The 1,208-nt window shown below is 70.6% G+C and carries 1 protein-coding gene; it reads left to right on the forward strand.

Features of this window, described 5'->3' with window-relative positions:
- Positions 1-1,208: beta-ketoacyl synthase N-terminal-like domain-containing protein (locus ABT186_RS47810; RefSeq protein ID WP_351930723.1), on the forward strand; the 1,208-nt coding region annotated here is incomplete at both ends.

Raw genomic sequence — 1,208 nt, forward strand, 5'->3', positions numbered from 1 at the left:
CTGGGCCTGGAGGGCCCGGCGGTGACGGTGGACACGGCATGCTCGTCCGCGCTGGTGGCCCTGCATCTTGCGGTGCAGGCGTTGCGGGCGGGGGAGTGTGATCTGGCGTTGGCCGGTGGTGTGACGGTGATGTCGACGCCGGGGTTGTTCCTGGACTTCAGCAGGCAGCGTGGTCTGGCGTCGGACGGTCGGTGCAAGGCGTTCTCGGACGCGGCGGACGGGGCCGGGTTCTCCGAGGGTGCGGGTCTGGTGCTGGTGGAGCGGCTGTCCGATGCGCGGGCGGCCGGCCGGGAGGTCCTGGCGGTGGTCCGGGGCAGTGCTGTGAATCAGGACGGTGCGTCCAATGGTCTGACGGCGCCGAACGGTCCTTCGCAGCAGCGGGTGATCCGTCAGGCGCTGGCGGGGGCGGGGCTCAGGCCCGCGGACGTGGATGCGGTCGAGGCGCATGGCACCGGTACGACGCTGGGTGATCCGATCGAGGCGCAGGCGCTGCTGGCCACCTACGGCCAGGACCGTGAACAGCCGCTTCTGCTGGGAGCCGTGAAGTCGAACATCGGACACACCCAGGCCGCTGCCGGTGTCGCCGGCGTCATCAAGATGGTGCTCGCCATCCAGCACGGAGTGCTGCCCCGCACCCTGCACGCGGAGGAGCCGTCCACGCACGTGGACTGGACGGCGGGTTCTGTGGAGCTGCTCACCGACAGCGCCGACTGGCCGCGGGCCGCGGGGCATGTGCGTCGGGCGGGTGTGTCGTCGTTCGGTATCAGCGGGACGAATGCGCATGTGGTGCTGGAGGAGGCGCCGGTTCAGGAGGAGTCCGAACCGGTGAGTGTGGCGGCTCCGGTCGATGGTGGTGTGGTGCCGTGGGTGGTGTCGGGCCGTACGGCTGCGGCCTTGCGGGCCCAGGCCGGGCGGCTGGTGGAGTTCGTGACCGGTGACGACGCGTTGGATGTTGTCGCGGTGGGTGGTTCTCTTGTGCGGTCGCGGTCGTTGTTCGAGCACCGGGCCGTGGTGTGGGGAGGTGACCGTGCGGAGCTGTTGCGCGGTCTTGAGGCGGTCGCTTCGGGTGAGGAGGCGGTCAACGCCGCGACGGGCACGGCCCGGCGCGATGTGCGCACGGCGTTCCTGTTCGCCGGTCAGGGCTCCCAACGCCTCGGCATGGGCCGGGAGTTGTACGACACGTACCCCGTCTTCGCGGACGCCTTCGA

Origin of the sequence: Streptomyces sp. NPDC001634 (genome assembly GCF_040298185.1) — a bacterium.
In the GTDB taxonomy this organism is placed as follows: domain Bacteria; phylum Actinomycetota; class Actinomycetes; order Streptomycetales; family Streptomycetaceae; genus Streptomyces.